The 17,228-nt window shown below is 70.4% G+C and carries 20 protein-coding genes; 11 read left to right on the top strand and 9 right to left on the bottom strand.

Annotation, left to right across the window (positions count from 1 at the left end):
* Position 1: 1 nt before the first annotated feature.
* Positions 2-1,396, bottom strand: a complete 1,395-nt coding sequence (locus tag FZN60_RS12560) for a circularly permuted type 2 ATP-grasp protein (protein ID WP_199266554.1) — start codon at positions 1,394-1,396, stop codon at positions 2-4.
* A 179-nt stretch (positions 1,397-1,575) separates the two neighbouring features.
* Positions 1,576-2,706, bottom strand: coding sequence for a DegT/DnrJ/EryC1/StrS family aminotransferase (locus FZN60_RS12555; protein ID WP_158873824.1), 1,131 nt, complete (start codon positions 2,704-2,706; stop codon positions 1,576-1,578).
* Here FZN60_RS12555 and FZN60_RS12550 point away from each other — a divergent pair.
* Positions 2,693-2,836, top strand: a complete 144-nt coding sequence (locus FZN60_RS12550; protein WP_158873823.1) for a hypothetical protein — start codon at positions 2,693-2,695, stop codon at positions 2,834-2,836. The two genes, FZN60_RS12555 and FZN60_RS12550, sit on opposite strands and share 14 nt — an antisense overlap.
* Positions 2,837-2,911: 75 nt before the next feature.
* Entirely contained in the window at positions 2,912-3,418 is a 507-nt protein-coding gene (locus FZN60_RS12545) for a DUF3429 domain-containing protein (protein ID WP_158873822.1), read from the top strand.
* A 6-nt stretch (positions 3,419-3,424) separates the two neighbouring features.
* Here FZN60_RS12545 and FZN60_RS12540 read toward each other — a convergent pair whose 3' ends face one another.
* Complete coding sequence (locus FZN60_RS12540) at positions 3,425-3,934, bottom strand: lysozyme inhibitor LprI family protein (RefSeq protein WP_158873821.1); 510 nt, start codon at positions 3,932-3,934, stop codon at positions 3,425-3,427.
* A 183-nt stretch (positions 3,935-4,117) separates the two neighbouring features.
* Here FZN60_RS12540 and FZN60_RS12535 point away from each other — a divergent pair, with 183 nt between their 5' ends.
* On the top strand, positions 4,118-4,597 hold the full coding sequence (locus FZN60_RS12535; RefSeq protein WP_158873820.1) for a TspO/MBR family protein: 480 nt from the start codon (positions 4,118-4,120) through the stop codon (positions 4,595-4,597).
* A 58-nt stretch (positions 4,598-4,655) separates the two neighbouring features.
* On the opposite strand, the gene FZN60_RS12530 is transcribed toward FZN60_RS12535, so the two are convergent.
* From FZN60_RS12530 to FZN60_RS12515, 4 genes are read right to left on the bottom strand one after another with little or no spacing between them, the layout of a single operon-like run.
* A complete protein-coding gene (locus FZN60_RS12530; protein ID WP_158873819.1) occupies positions 4,656-5,477 on the bottom strand; it encodes a sulfite exporter TauE/SafE family protein in 822 nt (273 codons plus the stop codon).
* Positions 5,474-7,099 (bottom strand): sulfatase-like hydrolase/transferase, encoded by a 1,626-nt coding sequence (locus FZN60_RS12525; RefSeq protein WP_158873818.1) that lies wholly within the window; start codon positions 7,097-7,099, stop codon positions 5,474-5,476. Before FZN60_RS12525 ends, FZN60_RS12530 begins: the two co-directional genes overlap by 4 nt.
* The gene (locus FZN60_RS12520) at positions 7,083-7,823 is read right to left on the bottom strand and encodes an FkbM family methyltransferase (protein ID WP_158873817.1); all 741 of its coding nucleotides are present in this window, start codon (positions 7,821-7,823) and stop codon (positions 7,083-7,085) included. Before FZN60_RS12520 ends, FZN60_RS12525 begins: the two co-directional genes overlap by 17 nt.
* Positions 7,820-8,587, bottom strand: a complete 768-nt coding sequence (locus tag FZN60_RS12515) for a CDP-alcohol phosphatidyltransferase family protein (protein WP_158873816.1) — start codon at positions 8,585-8,587, stop codon at positions 7,820-7,822. Before FZN60_RS12515 ends, FZN60_RS12520 begins: the two co-directional genes overlap by 4 nt.
* Positions 8,588-8,702: 115 nt before the next feature.
* Between FZN60_RS12515 and FZN60_RS12510 the strand changes: the two genes are divergently transcribed.
* The 4 genes from FZN60_RS12510 to FZN60_RS12495 are packed head-to-tail and all read left to right on the top strand — an operon-like array spanning position 8,703 to position 11,926.
* Entirely contained in the window at positions 8,703-9,689 is a 987-nt protein-coding gene (locus FZN60_RS12510; RefSeq protein ID WP_158873815.1) for a zinc-dependent alcohol dehydrogenase, read from the top strand.
* Positions 9,690-9,699: 10 nt separating this feature from the next.
* Positions 9,700-10,098, top strand: coding sequence for a 6-pyruvoyl trahydropterin synthase family protein (locus tag FZN60_RS12505; RefSeq protein ID WP_158873814.1), 399 nt, complete (start codon positions 9,700-9,702; stop codon positions 10,096-10,098).
* Positions 10,095-11,141, top strand: a complete 1,047-nt coding sequence (locus FZN60_RS12500; RefSeq protein ID WP_246726751.1) for a glycosyltransferase family 4 protein — start codon at positions 10,095-10,097, stop codon at positions 11,139-11,141. The genes FZN60_RS12505 and FZN60_RS12500 overlap by 4 nt, the downstream gene beginning before the upstream one ends.
* Positions 11,138-11,926: a class I SAM-dependent methyltransferase gene (locus FZN60_RS12495; protein WP_158873813.1), complete on the top strand. Its 789-nt coding sequence runs from the start codon at positions 11,138-11,140 to the stop codon at positions 11,924-11,926. Before FZN60_RS12500 ends, FZN60_RS12495 begins: the two co-directional genes overlap by 4 nt.
* Before the next feature lie 4 nt (positions 11,927-11,930).
* Here the strand turns inward: FZN60_RS12495 and FZN60_RS12490 are convergent, their stop codons facing one another.
* The gene (locus FZN60_RS12490; RefSeq protein WP_158873812.1) at positions 11,931-12,479 is read right to left on the bottom strand and encodes a cytochrome b; all 549 of its coding nucleotides are present in this window, start codon (positions 12,477-12,479) and stop codon (positions 11,931-11,933) included.
* Positions 12,480-12,618: 139 nt separating this feature from the next.
* On the opposite strand from FZN60_RS12490, the gene FZN60_RS12485 reads away from it, so the two are divergent.
* Positions 12,619-12,894 (top strand): hypothetical protein, encoded by a 276-nt coding sequence (locus FZN60_RS12485; RefSeq protein ID WP_158873811.1) that lies wholly within the window; start codon positions 12,619-12,621, stop codon positions 12,892-12,894.
* 91 nt (positions 12,895-12,985) lie between these two features.
* Here FZN60_RS12485 and FZN60_RS12480 read toward each other — a convergent pair whose 3' ends face one another.
* Positions 12,986-13,408: a MerR family transcriptional regulator gene (locus FZN60_RS12480; protein ID WP_158873810.1), complete on the bottom strand. Its 423-nt coding sequence runs from the start codon at positions 13,406-13,408 to the stop codon at positions 12,986-12,988.
* Positions 13,409-13,687: 279 nt separating this feature from the next.
* Here FZN60_RS12480 and FZN60_RS12475 point away from each other — a divergent pair, with 279 nt between their 5' ends.
* The 3 genes from FZN60_RS12475 (at position 13,688) to FZN60_RS12465 (ending at position 17,218) form a co-directional block, all read left to right on the top strand.
* A complete protein-coding gene (locus FZN60_RS12475) occupies positions 13,688-14,287 on the top strand; it encodes a transglutaminase-like cysteine peptidase (protein ID WP_158873809.1) in 600 nt (199 codons plus the stop codon).
* Between the two features lie 139 nt (positions 14,288-14,426).
* On the top strand, positions 14,427-16,619 hold the full coding sequence (locus FZN60_RS12470) for a heavy metal translocating P-type ATPase (RefSeq protein WP_158873808.1): 2,193 nt from the start codon (positions 14,427-14,429) through the stop codon (positions 16,617-16,619).
* Positions 16,616-17,218 (top strand): methyltransferase family protein, encoded by a 603-nt coding sequence (locus tag FZN60_RS12465; RefSeq protein ID WP_158873807.1) that lies wholly within the window; start codon positions 16,616-16,618, stop codon positions 17,216-17,218. The genes FZN60_RS12470 and FZN60_RS12465 overlap by 4 nt, the downstream gene beginning before the upstream one ends.
* The last annotated feature ends 10 nt before the right edge of the window (positions 17,219-17,228 follow it).

Genomic DNA, 17,228 nt, shown 5'->3' with positions numbered 1-17,228 from the left:
ATCAGTCCTTCAGCACCCAGGTGTCCTTGGTCCCGCCGCCCTGGCTGGAGTTCACGACGAGCGAGCCCTCCTTCAGAGCGACGCGGGTCAGCCCGCCGGGGATGATCCGGATCTTGTCGGACACGAGCACGAAGGGCCGAAGGTCGACGTGCCGCGGCGCGAGGCCCTTGTCCACGAGGATCGGAACCGTGGACAGAGACAGCGTCGGCTGGGCGATGTAGTTGCCGGGCTTCTCGCGCAGCTTGGCCGCGAAGACCTCCCGCTCGGCCTTGGACGCGGCGGGGCCGACCAGCATGCCGTATCCGCCGGAGCCGTGGACCTCCTTCACGACGAGTTCGGCGAGGTGCTCCAGGACATAGGCGAGGCTGTCGGCCTCGGCGCAGCGCCAGGTCGGCACGTTCTGGAGGATGGCCGGCTTGCCCGTGTAGAACTCGACGATGTCGGGCATGTAGGAATAGATCGCCTTGTCGTCGGAGATGCCGGTGCCCGGCGCGTTGGCGATGGTGACGCCGCCCCGCTTGTAGACGTCCATGATGCCGGGAATGCCGAGCACCGATTCGGGCCGGAAGGCGAGAGGGTCGAGGAAGGCGTCGTCGACGCGGCGGTAGAGGACGTCGATCGTCCTGTAGCCGGCCGTGGTGCGCATCTTCACGCGCCCGTCCATCGTTACGACGTCGGAGCCCTCGATCAGCTCGACGCCCATGTTGTCGGCGAGGAAGGCGTGCTCGTAATAGGCCGAGTTGTGGATGCCCGGCGTCAGGATCGCGACCGTCGGCACGCCTTCGCAGGCCGGCGGAGCGACCGCCGCCAGGGAGCGGCGCAGGTCGTGCGGGTAGGTCTCGACCGGCTGCACGCGGTTCTGCGCGAAGAGCTCGGGAAACATCTGCATCATCGTTTCCCGGTTCTCCAGCATGTAGGAGACGCCGGACGGCGTGCGGGCGTTGTCCTCCAGGACGTAGAACTGGTCCTCGGCGGTCCGCACGATGTCGGTGCCGATGATGTGGGTGTAGACGCCGGCCGGAGGCCTGAAGCCTTCCATCTGCGGCAGGTAGGCCTCGTTTCCGGAGATCAGCCGCTCGGGAACGATGCCCGCTTTGATGATCTCCTTCTCGTTGTAGATGTCGGCGAGAAAGGCGTTGAGCGCCCAGACGCGCTGCTCGATGCCGACGGCGAGCCGATCCCACTCGCCCTTGGAGATGATCCGCGGCACGAGGTCGAAGGGGATCAGGCGCTCGGCCGCCTCTTCCTGTCCGTAGACGTTGAAGGTGATGCCGGTGCGACGGAAGACGTTCTCGGCCTCCGTGCTCTTTTCGATCAGGGCCGCGTGATCCTGTCGGTCGAACCAGTCCTCGAACCTCTGATAGGCCGGGCGGACGCCGCCGCCATCGAGGAGCATTTCGTCGAAAGGCTTCACAGGCAACTCCGCTTCGGACCTTCTTCTAAGAGATAGGCGCCGACGCGAAAATCAAGCCTGAACTGCGCGAGGATTCGCGTCCTGCGTGACCTTTGGGCGGCTTGCCCACCCGCTGTGCAGAACTTGCTGCACCGAACGGCAGGCGCTGACGCGCCACCGCCTCACACGGCGGAGCGCACCGCCGCGATGACGCGATCCTGGGTTGCCTCGTCGAGATAGGCGTGCATCGGCAGGCTGATCACCGTCTCGGCCAGCGAATCCGTCACCGGCAGGCCGTTTCCGGCGAGCGGGTAGTGCGAATAGGCCGTCTGCCGGTGGAGCGGGCGGGCATAGTAGACGACGGTGGGAACGCCGGCTTCGCGCATCGTGGCCGCGAAGGCGTCGCGCGTGCCCGGTTTCAGCCGGATCGTGTACTGCGCCCAGGTCGAGACGACGCCGTCCGGCAGCCGCGGCACGGCGACGACGTCGCCGAGCGCCTCGGCGTAGCGCGCAGCGGCCCGCATGCGGGCCTCGATCTCCTCGGGGAAGATCGCGAGCTTCTCCAGGAGGATCGCGGCCTGCAGCGTGTCCATGCGCGCATTCATGCCGATGCGCACGTTGTCGTAGCGATCGGTGCCCGAGCCGTGGACGCGAAGCGAGCGCATCACGGCGTCGAGTTCCGCGTCGTTGGTCTGGACCGCGCCGCCGTCGCCGTAGCAGCCGAGGGGCTTGGCCGGATAGAAGCTCGTCGCGACGACGTCCGCCCAGTACGCGGCGGGCTTGCCGTCGCGGGTCGAGCCGAAGCCCTGCGCCGCGTCCGAGATCAGCTTCAAGCCGAACTCATCGCAGATCGCGCGGATCTCGGCATAGTCGGCAATCTGGCCGAAGAGATCGACGGCGATGACGCTGTGCGGGTTCAGCCGGCCACCGGCGCGGGCTTCCTCGATCGCCCGGCGAAGGCTCGCCGGGTCCATGTTATAGCTGTCCTCGAAGACGTCGACGAAGACCGGCACGGCGCCGAACCATGCGACGACCTCGGCGGTGGCGGCGAAGGTGAAGCTCGGCACGAAGACCGCGTCGTTCGGCTTGAGGCCCCAGGCCATCAGCGGCAGGGCGAGGGCGTCGGTGCCCGAGCCGCAGGCGATGGTGCGCTCCATGCCGCCGAAGCGCGACAGGCCGTCCTCCAATTCGGCGATCTCCGGCCCCATGATGTAGGCGCCGCTGTCGAGAACGGCGGCGAGGCGGGCATCGACGCGGGCGCGGATGCGATCGCGCTGCGTGTTGAGATCGATGAACTGGATGGCGCTCTGCATCGATGCGGCCTCGGTGTTGCGGCTCGGCGGGAAAAACGTCGCCGACCGCTATCCGGTTTGGCCGGCCGGTGCAAAGCCTTACCCCCGCTGGCGGATTCAAGATTTGTGGCAGATCGCGCGCGCCGCGTGACCGCATGGGCGCCATCGCGCGTGGAACGGGCGCCTGCCGCCCCTGTTGAGGAGCGGAAGTGCCGAAAGGGGACGGATGATGGCCGACACCGGGGGATCACGACGCATCGAGGCGAGCGAGCCGGCGGACACGCCGACCGAAGGCTTCCTGTTCGCCTATGCGGCGCTCGTGCCGCTCGTGGTCGGCGCTTTGTCTGTGTGGCTGGCGCCGCGCGGCCTGTCCTTCCTGATCCTCAACGCCGTCCTGATCTTCGGGGCGGCGCTCCTCACCTTCTTCGCGGGCGTGCGCCGCGGCGTGTCCTTCCGCCAGCCGGGCGGGCCGACCACGGCGCAGGTCGCCACGATGCTCTGGCTGTTTCTGGCCGGCATCGCGGCGCTCTTCGCCGTCGCCTGGGGCTTTCCCTTTCCGGCTTCGGTGATCGAGCTCGCCGGTTTCGCGAGCCTCGCCGTGCTCGATCCGCGCGCCGCCCGAAGGGGCGAGGCGCCGTTGTTCTTCGCCCGCCTGCGCCCGCTGCAGATGGGGCTGGCGACCGCGCTCCTGGCCGTCGTCGCGGTCTATGCCTGGCAGCACGCCTCGCTGTGAACGATTTCAGCCCGCGTCGGGCGCGAAGTCGATGGCGCGGTTCGCGGTCATGTCGCGGGTGCAGGCGGCGGCGATGTTCGACGCGATGGTGCCGCCCTGATAGTTCGCCCAGCGCCTCTCGCACTCGGCGTCGCGATAGGCGATCCAGGCGCGCTGAGCCGTCTTCAGGCTCTTCAGCACGGAGGTCGCGTTTTCGGTGGCCGCATTGCCCTTCAGCTCGGCGTCCATCGCCTTGGCACTCTTGACCTGCGCCTCGTAGCGCTCGTTGAGAAGCACGTCCCACGCCGCCTCCTCGCGCGACAGGCACTCGGTGATGCCGACCGTGGTGGAGCCGTCCGGCTCCTCCACGCACGGGTTCGCGACGACGTCGATGCAGGCGTTCTCGTCCTCCGACTTCTCGCCGAGGCAGGCGCGCAGGGTCTTCAAGTCCTGCTTCTCGTCGGCCTGTGCGAGCGGCGCGAAGGCGACGGTCGCTAGGGCGAGGGCGGCGGCGAGGCGGCAGAGTCGAGCATTCACGGGCGAGTTCCTCCGGTTGGGCGCATCGTGTCGGGGAAGCATGCACGCGACATGCTTTCGATCGTGTCACGAACTGCACAGAGAGCGCGACCATCGCCGCAGCGCGGCGTGCAGGACTGGCCGCGACCTCTCGAACGTTCTAGCTTAGCAACCGGCCGCAACCGTTTGAAGAAGCTGCATGCCATGACCCTGTCCTCCATCCTGAGCCTCGGCGCCTTTCTCGCCATCGTCCTCGCGGTGGCCTCGACCGGCATCCTGTTCAAGCCGGGCACCTGGTACAACGGGCTCGCCAAGCCGTCCTGGACGCCGCCGAACCTGGCCTTTCCGATCGTCTGGACGATCCTCTACGTGCTGATCGCCGTGAGCGGCTGGCGGATCTACGAGGCGGTCGGGCTGGCGCCGCTTCCCTTCGCGATCTTCGCGCTCCAGCTCGCCCTGAACGCCGCCTGGTCCTGGCTGTTCTTCGGCCTGCGCCGGGCCGATCTCGCCTTCGCCGACATCCTGGCGCTCGGCGCCGCGATCCTCGCCAACATCGCGGTGTTCGCGCCCATCGACGCCGTCGCCGCCTGGCTGCTCGTGCCTTATCTCGCCTGGGTCTGTCTGGCGGCCGGCCTCAACCGCTCGGTCTGGCGCCGCAATCCGGGCGCCTTTGCCGCCGGATAAGATCGCAGCGTCAACAAGCTGGAGCCCATCTCTCGAATTTCAGTCGAAGGGATGGGCTCTAGATCAGGCTGATGAAGAAGCGCAGCGCCACGGTCAGGAGGTAGACGCCGAAGCCGACCTGCAGCTGCCGCTTGGTCAGCCGGTGGGCGAGGCGCGCGCCGAGCGGGGTGAACAGCGTCGCCAGCGGCGCGACGATCAGGATCACCGGCAGGCTGATGTAGCCGAGGCTCCAGGCCGGCAGGTCCGGATGGCCCCAGCCGCCGATCACGAAGGCGACGAGGCCCGGGATCGAGACGAGCACGCCGACCCCCGCCGAGGTCGCCACGGCCTGGTGGATCGAGCGCCCGTACAGCGTCATGAAGGTGTTGTTGAGAACGCCGCCGCCGATGCCCATCAGCGCGGCGACCATGCCGATGAAGATGCCGGCGATCCAGCGGCCGAGACGGCCGGGCAGGTCGGTTCCGAGGGTGAAGGGCAGCTTGCCGATCAAGAGCTGCACGCCGATCACGAAGGCGATCACCGCGAAGATCGAGCGCAGGGCTTCCGACGAGATCGCGGCGGCGATCGCGGCGCCGGCGACGGCGCCGAGCGGCACGATGACGATCCAGCTTCGAAGCAGCTCGAAATCGACCGCGCCATGCGCGCGGTGGCTCATCACCGAGCGGATCGAGGTCGGCACGACGATCGCGAGCGAGGAGCCGATGGCGAGCTGCATCGACACGTCGGGATCGACGCCGAACAGGCCGAAGGTCTGGTAGAGCACCGGCACGAAGACGGCGCCGCCGCCGATGCCGAACAGGCCGGCGAGAACGCCGGCAAAGGCGCTGGCGCCCAGGAGCAGGACCACGGTTTCGGCGATGAGGATGGGATCGGGCGTCATGGCGTCGAGCTATGGCCCGCATGCTCGGGCGAGGGAAGCGGCGAATCGCTCGTCGTGTGCGCAAAGCGCTCGCGGAACGCATCCATCCGCCAAGGGGGCAGATCGGCCGCCGGAACGAGGCCCGGCGTCCAGTTCCAGCCGGCGAAGCGGCGCAGGATCGCCGGGTCGTCCGAGAGGATGTGGACGGGCACGTCGCGCGCGGCGCCTTCGCCGGTGATCAGCGGCGCGGGCTGATGGTCGCCGAGGATCACGAAGACGGTGTTCCGGCCGAAGGTCGCGGCATAGGAGAAGACCGCCTCCAGCGCGTAGTCGATCGAACGGCCATAGGCGGCGCGGACTCGCGCCGGGTCGCGCCACAACACCTCGGGCTTCTCGCCGGACGCGGCCTGACCATCGAAGATGCGACCGTCGCCGACGTCTTCCCAGGGCACCATCCGCGGCAGCGGCGTCCAGGGGGCGTGACTGGAGATCAGCGCTGCCTCCACCATCACGGGGCGCGGATGCTCCGCCTCGACGATCCGCCGGATCGCGGCGAGCGTGAACTGATCGGGCATCGTCACCCAGTCGAACGGCTTGCCGCGATAGCCCAGATTGTGCGCGTCGAACACGGCGTCGTAGCCGAACCAGCCGGCTTCCGGCCAATCCATGGTGATCGCCGGCATGGCCGCGATCGTCCGCCAGCCGGCGTCGCGGAACAGGGCGTTGAGACTTGCCCGATCGCTCGCGATCATCCGGTCGTAAAGGCTCTGGTCGCTCGTCCAGAGACCGGACAGAAGGGCGCCGTGCGCGAGCCAGCTCTGCCCGCCGAGGGTCGGCGACGTCAGCCAGCCGCTGACGGCCCCGATGCCTGCCGCCGACAGATAGCTTTCCGCCGCGCGAAGGCGGCTCAGCGTCGTGCCAGCATAGGCGGGATCCTCCACGGCGCTTCGCCCGTAGGATTCGACGAAGAGCACCATCACGTCCTTGCCGGACAGCGCCGAGAAGAGGGTCTCCGGCGGATGGCCGGCCAGTGGATCGGTCGCGAGCGAATCCTCGAAGCGCGCGAGGCTCGCGACGGACTGCGCGACGAGATCGAGGCGGGCTTCGAGATAGCGCGTCGCCTCCGGCTTCACCGGACCGGATGGCACGAGCCACAGCGCCACGACTGCGGCGGCGAGGCCGCCGACGAGCCGGCGCGGCCCCCTCGGCAGGCGGCGGAAGCCGCCGAAGCACCAGAACAGGAGCGCCGTCGCCGCGCCCCAGGCTGCAAGCGCGAGAACTACGACGGCCAGCGCCTCGCCGCGCCCGATCGTGCCGGACAGGAGGTGCCAGCCGGACACGAGGAGCGATGCGTCGAGGAGCGGATTGAAGGGACGCGAGAAGGCGAGCCCGGTGCCGAGGTCGGCGAGCTTCAAGAAGACGGTCAGCGCCACGGCGACCGTCACGAGCAGCCGGAGGGCGGTGAACAACAGGCGCGACGGGGCAGCGGTGACCAGGAGCAGAATCGCGACCGGCCATTCCAGCGGAAGGCTGGACGGCAGCCCGCCGCCCGGCGCCGGAAGCGTCGATCCGGCCGCGAGGAGCGCGGCGCCGAAGGTCGCGCGCAGCGGCGTCAGGCGCCGGCCGTCACTGGAGGCGGGCATAGATGTCGCCGGAGCGGCCGGCCGCCGCGATGTCGGGAAGCCGCGCCACCATCCTGTCCGCGCTCAGCCATTCGTCTCCCAACCGGTGCCGCTCGCCCGGCACGAAGCCGAAGCGGTAGGGTCCGAGCCCCGCGAGCCGTCGGATGCAGGCTTCCGCGATGTCGGCTGCTGCCGGCAGGATCTCGAAGCAAAGCAGCGGGATCGGCTGGCTGAGGCCGCCGAGGATCTCCGCCTCCAGCCCCTCCACGTCGATCTTGCAGAATGCCGGGCGGCCGTGCTCGGCGATGAGCGCGTCGAGCGTCGTCACGGGAACCTCGGTGCGGCCCTCCCAGCGCACGCCCGAAAAGCCCGGCGCCTCCCGCACCTTGCCGATCCAGTCCGCCGACAGCGTGGACACGGTCGGGTGCCGGCGCGACACGTTCAGCGTCGCGCGCCCCGGCGTTCGGCCGAGCGCCACCGGCAGCACGGCGATGCGCGGACCGGCGACGCGCCGCGCGAGGTAGTCGGCGAAGAGCGGCTGGGGCTCGATCGCGACGACCCTGGCGCCCGCGGCAGCCAGGGCCCGAGCCCGGCTGCCGACATGAGCCCCGACGTCGAAGGCGAGGTCGCCGGGTCGAACGAGCGTCCGGCAGAAGCGGCGCAGCGCCAGGGTGCGCCAGGGCTGGCCGCGATAGATGAGAAGCGAGCGCCAGAGGCCGAGCGTGGACGCGACGTCGGCCTTCATCCGCGACGACGCGCCAAAGCGAGGATGTCGGCGGCAAAGGAAGCCGTGAGCAGGGCGAGAGCCGCGGCCGCCAGCCAGCCCGAGAGCGGCGGCTCGAGCGGCGGCGCGAGGAGGGCGCAGAGCACTCCGACCTGGACCACGCAGACGACCTTCCGGCGCAGCGAGGGCGCGAGCTCGCCGTCCAGGCTGGGCACGAGGGCGAGGAGGGCGACGAAGAGGTAGCGCATCAGCCCGATCGCGAGAACGAAAACGCCCGCCTTGCCGGAGGCGAGCGCGAATACCGAGAGCACGAGGATGAGGAGGGCATCCACCTCCATGTCGTAGCGCGCGCCGAAGCGCGAAGCGAGCCCGCTGCGCCGCGCGGCCTGCCCATCGAAGCCGTCGAGGGCGAGCGCGAGCGCGGCGAAGCCGGTCAGCGTCCAGGCAAGGCCCGCCTGCGCCGGATCGGCGATCCGATCCGCTTCCGGCAGCAGACCAGCAAGAAGCACCGTCATGGCGGCCCGGAGCGTGGTGATGGTGTTGGCCGGTCCGAACCGGGCATGCGGGTGGCCGTTCGGCAGGCTGGTCAGGACGATGACGCCGATCGCCGCGAACAGGGCGGTCGAGAGCGGCAGCAGCTCCCAGCCCAGCTCGAATGTACCGATCGCCAGGACACCGACGCCGAGAAGCAGGAGCGTCGAAGCGGCGAAGGCCCCCGCGACTCCCCATCGGGCGAGGCGGACGGCGGAGGCCTGCGGCACGATGCGAGGGTTGTGGAGGGTCATGATGGGGGTTGCGGCCTTGCGGATGCGGATGACAATGAAACCTAGAGCGGCAGTGCCGCTGATTCAGGAATGCGACAATGAGCGTTGATCGATTTGTGACCACCGACGAGGACCGATGAGCGACGAGCCGCGGCGGCATGAGGCGACGGCGCTGTGGATCGAGGCTGCGGGGCGGGCGGCGCTGCGCCGCGAACGGCTGCGGGAGCCGAAAGACGGAGAGTGCCGCGTCGCGACCCGCTTCGGCGCGATCAGCCGCGGAACGGAGCGGCTGGTCTTCCAAGGCCGCGTGCCGGCGGACCAGCACGAAGCGATGCGCGCGCCCTTTCAGGCCGGCGGCTTCGACTTTCCGCTGAAGTACGGCTACGCCTCGGTCGGGCTCGTCGAGGCGGGCCCCGCGGCTCTTATCGGCCGCACCGTCTTCTGCCTCCACCCTCACCAGGATCGCTTCGTCGTGCCGTCCGAGGCTCTGCACCTCGTGCCGGAGGGACTGCCGGCGGAGCGCGCGGTGCTCGCCGCGAACATGGAAACGGCGCTGACGATCGTCTGGGACGCCGGCCTCCAGCTCGGCGACCGGCTTGCCGTGATCGGAGCCGGGATGGTCGGCGCGCTCGTCGCCGCTCTCGCCGCTGGCATTCCCGGAACGGAGGTGACGCTGGTCGACGTCGCCTCGGGGCGCGAGCGCCTCGCGGCCGCGCTCGGGATTGGCTTCGCGGCGCCCGGCGAAGCGCCGACGGATTGCGACGTCGCCGTCCATGTCAGCGGCAGCGCCGGGGGCCTCGACACCGCGATCGCCTGCCTCGGCTTCGAGGGTCGGGCCGTCGAGGCGAGCTGGTACGGCACCGCGCCCGTCGAGCTGCGGCTCGGCGGCGCGTTTCACTCGAAGCGCCTGTCGATCCTTGGCTCGCAGGTCGGCGCCGTTCCCCCGGCGCGGCGGGCGCGCTGGAGCACGGCCCGCCGTCTCGACCTCGCCTTGCGCCTTCTTCGCGACCGGCCGGAACTCGACGCGCTCGTGTCGGGCGAGAGCGACTTCGCCTCGCTTGCTCACGACTACGCCGCGGTGCTCGACGCGCCAGACACTCTCTGCCATCGCATCCGTTATTGAAGGAGCCGCCATGTTCGCCGTCGAAGTCAGCGATCACATCATGATCGCCCACAGCCTTCCGCGCCCGGTCTTCGGACCGGCGCAGGGCATGCACGGCGCGACCTTCCACGTCGACGCCGCCTTCTTCACGCGCGAGCTGGACGAGGACGGCCTCGGCGTCGACATCGGCCTCGCCTTCGAGGTGCTGCGGGAGGTGCTCGCGCCGCTGAACTACGCCAATCTCGATGAGCTGCCGGTCTTTGCCGGGCGCGTCACGACGACCGAGGTGCTGGCGCGGCACATCTTCGACGCCATCGCGGGCTTGATCCGGGACGGGCGCCTGGGCGGCGGCGGCGCGCGGATCGTGCGTCTGCGCGTGCGGCTCCACGAGTCCAACGTCGCCCGCGCCTGGTTCGAGGCCGATCTGTGAGCGCCGTCCTCCACGTCGTCGTTCCCGGCGACATCGAGGCACGCACCGGCGGCTACGGCTACGACCGGCGCCTCATGGCCGAGCTGCGCCTCCTCGGTTGGGATGTCCGGCACGTTGCCCTGCCGTCGCTCGCTCTGGACAACGCGCGCGACGCGGAAGTGGAGGCCGCTTCCGCCCTCGCCGCCCTTCCGGACGGAGACCTCGTCCTCGTCGACGGTCTCGCCTACGCCCTGATGCCGAAGACGGCCGCGGCCGAGGCGCGGCGGCTGCGCCTCGTCGCGCTCGTCCACCATCCCCTGGCGCTCGAGACAGGGCTCGATCCCGCGCTCGCCGCCGAGCTGCGCGACTCCGAGGTCCAGGCGTTGGCGGAGGCCCTGGCCGTCGTGGTGACGAGCCCCGCCACGGCTGAAACGCTGGTCGCGGCCTTCGGCGTGCCGCGCGCGCGCCTGACCGTGGCGCCGCCCGGCACCGACCGTGCGCCGGCGCGCGAGCCGCCGGCAGGCCCGCCGCTCGTCCTGTCGGTCGGCTCCTTGATCCCGCGCAAGGGCTACGACGTTCTGATCGACGCCCTGGCGCTTCTGGCCGACCTCGACTGGCGCTGCCGCATCGTCGGCGGCGACTCGATCGACCCCGCCTGGGGCGCGGCCCTGCGCGAGCGGGCCGCGCGGCACGGCCTCGGCGAGCGCGTCGTGTTCGTCGGCGGCGTGGCCGATCCGTCGGCCGAATATGCCGGCGCCCACGTCTTCGCGCTGCCCAGCCGCTACGAAGGCTATGGCATGGTCTTCGCCGAGGCCATGGCGCACGGCCTGCCCATCATCGCCGCGCGGGCCGGTGCGGTTCCCGACGTCGTGCCGGAAACGGCGGGCATCCTGGTGCCGCAGGACGATCCGACTCAGCTCGCCGCGGCTCTGCGGCGTCTCCTGTCCAGCGATGCAGAGCGCGCGGCCTTCGCGCGCGGCGCGCGCCAGGCCGCCGAGCTGCTGCCGAGCTGGCGGGACACGGCGTCGCTCGTCGCCGGCGCGCTGAACGAGACGGCACGGTGAGCGGCTTCGACGGCAGTTGGCTGGACCTGCGCGAGCCCGCGGACGCCCGCGCCCGCGACCCGCGCCTTCTCGCTGAAGCGGCGCAGCTCGCCGGGGCGCGCGGCGGCCTCGTGGTGGATCTCGGCGCCGGCACGGGCTCCACCTTTCGAGTTCTGCAGCCGCGGCTCGCGGAGGCCACGCGCTGGCGCTTCGTCGACGCCGATCCCGTGCTTCTCGATCAAGCGCGGCGGCGAAGCGGCGACGCGGTCGAGACGCTCGCCGCCGACATCGCCGACTTCGATCCCGCTCTGGTCGACGCAGCTGGTCTCGTTACGGCGTCGGCCTTGCTCGATCTCGTATCGGCCTCGTTCGTGGAGCGCCTCGCCGATGCGCTGGCCGAGCGCCGCCTGCCGTTCTACGCCGCCCTCTCGGTCGATGGCCGCGTCGGCTGGAGCGTGCCGCATCCGCTCGACGCCGACGTCGTGTCGGCCTTCGCCGCGCATCAAGGCGGCGACAAGGGCTTCGGCGCCGCGCTTGGCCCGGCGGCGCCGCGCCTCTGCGCCGAGGCGTTTCGCCGCCGCGGCTTCGCGGTCCGGCTCGCCGACAGCGCCTGGCGCCTCGGTCCGGTCGATGCGGCGCTTCAGGACGCTTTTCTGGGCGGCTTCGCCGCGGCCGTGGGCGAAACGGGTCGGATCTCGCCGGGCGATCTCGCGGACTGGGCGGCGTTCCGGCGATCGGCAGCCGCGAGCGGCGCGGTCTGCACCGTCGGCCACGTCGATCTTCTCGCCGTGCCCGCCGCGCGCTGAGCCATCACGGCGCGATCGGCGGCCACATGCGCCGCACCAGGCCGTCCCGCCGCCAGAGCGCGTGATGGAGCGCGCCCGCGATGTGGAGGGCGACGAGGCCGATGACGGCGTAGTGCGCGAGGAAGTGGACGCGCTTCGCCGTCTCGGCCACGGCATCGGATCGCTGCACGAGCGGCGGAAGGCCGAGCGCGTCGAGCATCTCGATCGGGAAGCCGCCGGCTTGAACGCGAACGAAGCCGGACACGGCCATGACGAGGACGACGACGTAGAGAAGGGTGTGCGTCGCCGCCGCGACGTGCCGCTGGATCGGCGGCAGGCTGGCGGGCAAGGGCGGCGGCTTGTGCGTCAGGCGAAAGGCGACCCGCGCCAGCATCAAAGCGAGCACCAGGACGCCCGCGTTCTTGTGCCCGATGAACAGCATGTCGCGCACGCCGCGGGGCAGGCTCTCCGTCGTCATGGCGAGGCCGGCCGGTATCATGCCGAGAACGAGAACGGCGACCGTCCAGTGCAGGACCCGCGCCGTCGTGCGATAGCCGCTGCGGACCGCTTCCACGAGACCCTCCCAGCCACCCCGCGCCGGAGACGCCGCGGTGCCCGGAGCCTACATCACCTCCGAGCGCCGGTGAACATCCATCGTGCGGGGATGGCTATCCCGTCGAGTTTTCCTGCCGCCGACGATCGGAACGGCAGGCGTGAGCCGGCGGCCGATCGTTCAGTTGGCGAGGCCGATGGACTCGAGGATCTCGCCCACGCGCGTTCTCGGACGACGCCAAGGCGGCGAACTTGTCGGCGGAAGCTCAGGCTCGATCACGCCGCGCGGCAGGCTTGCCGCTCGCGTGCTGCGCACCGACGCGTCGGTCGAAGCCATCGAGATTACCGCCGCCATCGAAATGTCGCTGGAGGTCGAGGTGCTGAAAGCGGGCGGCCTTCTGCCGACGATCCTGCGCAGGGCCTCAGTCGACCGCTGACGCAACGTCAAACGCCAGCGCGCCGGGCAGAGCCGCCCGAGACGCGTCCCGGCCGAGCGCCTGACCGGCCGTCCGGCCAGACGACGGCCGGTCAGTGATCGGTCAGGCAGTGCCCATGGTCGCCCAGCACCTCGATGACCCGGCAATCGGCGACGGAGCCGTGGTGGCATTCCGTCATCCTGGCCACCTCCGTTCGAAGCGCGGACAGGCGTGCGATCTTGTGGTCGATGTCGGCGAGGTGGGCGCGGGCGATGCGGTCCGCGTCGGCGCAGGGATGGTCCGGCTCGCCGGCGAGCGCCAGCAGCTCGCGGATCGGCTCGATCTCGAACCCCAACTCGCGAGCGTGGCGGATGAAGCGCAGCCGGCGCAGGTCCGAGCCGTTGTAGAGGCGCCTGTTCGTGCCCGTTCGGGGAGGCGCCGGCAGGAGCCCGATCTGCTCGTAGTACCGGATCGTCGGCACCTTAATGCCGGTGGCCTTCGACGCTTCGCCGATCGCAACGCCGCTGAGGGTCATCGCCCGTCTCCCGAGGCTGGATTGGACATCGTCATCGGCCACCCGGCTCGGGCCCGTCAACCCGCATGCGCTAAGCGCTGGCGGCGGGGGCGACGATGCCGCCCGACGCGGCCATGTGCGGCTCGCTCCGCCGGAGTGGCCGCGGCGACGTCTAAGATTGTGGGTATTAACCACGACCATCGAGACCATCCTGTCCGAGACCGCGCACCAGCGTTAAGTCTTCATTAACCACCGCCACCGAGCGGCGGGACGGGGACGAGGCGGAGCGGGGGACAGGGGATGCGAGCGGTTCGTCGTGCCTTGGTTGCGCTGGTCTTTACGGCGCTGGGGGTCATTTCGGCTACCTCGGCGCAGGCGGGACGACCGATGCCGACGACGGGGCCGGCCTCACAGCCGATCGGCCACCACGACTTCTGCCGCCGCGAAGCGGCTGCCTGCACGCCCAATGCCGTCCGTGCAATCGTGAAGCTGACGCCCGAACTCTGGCAGACCGTGCAGCGCGTGAACTATCTCGCGAACGTCCGCATCCAGCCGCGCACCGATCAGGAGATGCATGGCGTGTCGGAACTCTGGTCCTATCCGACGAGCGAGGGAGACTGCGAGGACTACGTCCTGTTCAAGCAGCACGTCCTGGAGACGGAGGGCGTGCCGGCCTCGGCGCTCCTGATCACCGTCGTTCGGCAGAGCAACGGCGACGGCCACGCGGTCCTGACCCTGCGCACCGACCAGGGCGACTTCATCCTCGACAACCTCGAGGATCGGGTCCTCGCCTGGGAGCTGACGCCCTACACCTACCTGAAGCGCCAGTCCGAGGCTCATGCCGGGCGGTGGGTGACGATCGAAGACGTCCGCGACCTTCTCGTCGGCAGCGTCCGATAAGGCCGGCTGCTTCGTTCACGCCGACGAGGTGGCGGCGAACTGACCGGGTGAGCTGGTCACGGAGCCGTGATCAAATCTCCGCTTGATCCTCTAGTCGCTCGAGGATGTAGCGAGAACGGGACAAACAAGGACTTGTCCCATGAGCGCCACTCTCGATCGTTCCCGCTACCGCGTCACCGGCATGGATTGCGCGTCCTGCGCGGCGAAGGTCGATACCGCCGTCAGGCGGTTGCCCGGCGTCGAGGACGTCATGGTCTCGGTCTCCACGGAGACGCTGACGGTCACCCATTTTCCCTCGCTCGATGCCGGCGCGCTGGAGCGGCAGGTGAGGAACCTCGGCTACGGCATCGCGCCGGCCGCCGCTGGACCCGGATCGGCGGGAGCCTCGCATGCCGGGCACGACCATGGCGGACACGATGATGGTGCGTCCTCCCAAGGCCATCTGCATTCCCACGCGGAAGACGAAGGCGGAACCGCCTGGTGGAAGACCCGCAAGGCGCGCCTGACCGCCGCCTGCGGCGCGGCGCTCGTCGCGGCCTATGTCATCGGCCATGCTGTTCCCGGTATCGAACGGGCCGCCTTCCTGCTCGCGCTCGCTGTCGGCCTCGTGCCCGTCGCCTGGCGGGCGATCACCGCAGCGCGCTACGGCACGCCTTTCTCGATCGAGATGCTGATGACCATCGCCGCGGTCGGCGCCGTCATCATCGGCGCGCAGGAGGAGGCGGCCGCCGTCGTCTTCCTGTTCCTTGTCGGCGAGATGCTGGAGGGCGTCGCGGCGGGCCGGGCCCGCAAGAGCATCCAGGGACTGACCGCGCTCGTTCCGAAGACCGCACTCGTCGAGGCGAACGGCGAGACGCGGGAGGTCCCGGCCGAGAACCTCGCGGTCGGCGCCACCATCCTCGTGCGGCCCGGCGACCGCATCGCCGCCGACGGCACGATCGTGGAAGGGGCGAGCGCCGTTGACGAGGCGCCGGTGACGGGCGAGAGCGTGCCCAAGCGCAAGACGATCGGCGACGCCGTCTTCGCCGGCACGATCAACACCGACGGCGTTCTTCGCGTGACGGTCACGGCGGCCGCGGCCGACAACACCATCGCCCGCGTCGTGCGCCTCGTCGAGGAGGCGCAGGAGGCCAAATCCCCGACCGAGCGCTTCATCGACCGCTTCTCCAGGGTCTACACGCCCGCCGTCCTGGTCGTCGGCGCGCTGGTCGCGATCGTGCCGCCGCTGCTTTTCGGCGGCGCCTGGGGCGAGTGGGTCTACAAGGGGCTCGCGATCCTCCTCATCGGCTGTCCCTGCGCGCTCGTCATCTCGACGCCCGCCGCCATCGCCGCCGGCCTCTCGACCGGCGCCCGGCGCGGGCTTCTGATGAAGGGCGGCGTCGTTCTCGAAGGCCTCAGCCGCATCACCGCCGTCGCGCTCGACAAGACCGGCACGATCACCGAGGGCAAGCCGAAGGTGACCGACGTCGTTGCCGCCGGCCGCTCGGATCGCGACGTCCTCTCGCTCGCGGCGGCCCTCGAGCGCGGCTCCAGCCACCCGCTCGCGCTCGCGATCCTCGACAAGGCCAAGGCCGAGGGTGCACCGGTGCCGCCCGCTTTCGACGCGCAGGCGATCCCCGGCGAGGGCGTGTCGGGCAGCGTCGGGGGGATGAAGGCCTTCCTGGGCTCCCCCCAGGCGGTCGCGCGCACGGTCTCTCTCGCGCCCTGGGAGTCGCAGATCCGGAGCCTCAACGACGAGGGCAAGACTGTCTCCGTGCTTCTGGCCGGCGGCGCGGTGGCGGGGCTCCTGGCGATCCGCGACGAGCCGCGGGCGGATGCCGCTGCCGGTCTGTCGGCCCTCAAGCACGAGGGCATCCAGGCGGTCATGCTCACCGGCGACAACCGTCGCACGGCGCAGGCCATCGCGCGGAGCCTCGGCATCGAGGCGCAGGCCGAACTCCTGCCGCAGGACAAGCAGCGGATCGTGAAGGAGCTGCAGGGCCGCGGCTTCGTCGTCGCCAAGGTCGGCGACGGCATCAACGACGCGCCCGCGCTCGCGGCGGCCGACGTCGGCATCGCCATGGGCGGGGGCACGGACGTCGCGCTGGAGACGGCGGACGCGGCCGCGCTGCACGGGCGAATGCGCGATATCCCCGACATGATCGCGCTCGCCAAGAGCGCGATGGGCAACATCCGCCAGAACATCGCGATCGCGCTCGGGCTGAAGGCGGTGTTTCTCGTCACGACGGTTCTCGGCATCACCGGCCTCTGGCCCGCGATCCTCGCCGATACCGGTGCCACCGTACTCGTCACCGCCAACGCCATGCGGCTTCTGGGATGGAAGCCGCGATGACCGGCCCGACCGACCTCGTCCTCCTCCACGCGCCCTGGGTAATCCTCGCAACCACTAGTCTCTGGCTCATGGCCGCGACGCGCCGCATCACCGCCGCGATCGGCCGGAATGCCTACAGCTTCGGCAACACGCGTCGCCAGCGTCTCGCTCAGGTGCTGTTTCGGACTGCCGTCGTCGGCGGCCTCCTGGCTGCGGCGGCCCACGCAACGGGCGGGCCGGGGATGCTCTTCCGTCCGATCGACGGCCAGGGATCGGGTCTCCGGCTCCTCGGCATCGTGGTGGCGCTGGCGGGGCAGGGGCTGACGGTCTACGCGCAGGGCCATATGGGGCGCCGCTGGCGCGTCGGTGTGCCGGATATTGCGCCCGACCGGCTGGTGACGACGGGGCTCTTCGAGGTCTCCCGCAACCCGACCTTTCTCGGGATGCTGGCGATCGCGGCCGGACTTGCGGTCGCCGTCCCGTCGCCGCTGATGATCGCCTGCGCGCTCGCCTTCTGGCTCGCCTGCGAGCTGCAGGTGCGCGACGAGGAGGGGTTTCTCGAAGGCGCCTTCGGCCAGGCCTACCGCGACTACAAGCACGCCGTGCGGCGATGGATCTGAACTGGACGCA

This window comes from Antarcticirhabdus aurantiaca (genome assembly GCF_009765365.1).
GTDB classification, from domain to species: Bacteria; Pseudomonadota; Alphaproteobacteria; order Rhizobiales; family Rhizobiaceae; genus Antarcticirhabdus; species Antarcticirhabdus aurantiaca.
This window is presented reverse-complemented; position numbering and strand designations above follow the sequence as displayed.